This is a genomic window from Burkholderia sp. BCC0097, assembly GCF_902832985.1.
Classification (GTDB): domain Bacteria; phylum Pseudomonadota; class Gammaproteobacteria; order Burkholderiales; family Burkholderiaceae; genus Burkholderia; species Burkholderia orbicola.
Window position 1 is genome coordinate 1 of record NZ_CADFDM010000037.1, and the last position, 360, is coordinate 360.

Annotated in this window: 1 tRNA gene; it reads left to right on the plus strand. The window is 57.5% G+C overall.

Features of this window, described 5'->3' with window-relative positions:
* Window positions 1-151 precede the first annotated feature (151 nt).
* Window positions 152-228, plus strand: a tRNA-Asp gene (locus HWX07_RS36795).
* Window positions 229-360 lie beyond the last annotated feature (132 nt).

The window sequence follows — 360 nt, forward strand, 5'->3', positions numbered from 1 at the left end:
CCTTCGTCTAGAGGCCTAGGACATCACCCTTTCACGGTGAGTACAGGGGTTCGAATCCCCTAGGGGACGCCAGATTCAGCGGCGTTTCGTAGAAGTGTCGCAGCGCATGCAGGAACGTGACGAGATCCTGCAGGCGGTGGTGCAGAAAGCTGGAGCGGTAGTTCAGTTGGTTAGAATACCGGCCTGTCACGCCGGGGGTCGCGGGTTCGAGCCCCGTCCGCTCCGCCAGAACGAAGCCCGTTCAAAAGCGTTTTTGAACGGGCTTTCTCGTTAAAGATGTAAGCAGTACGTTGTCCCCTTCGTCTAGAGGCCTAGGACATCACCCTTTCACGGTGAGTACAGGGGTTCGAATCCCCTAGG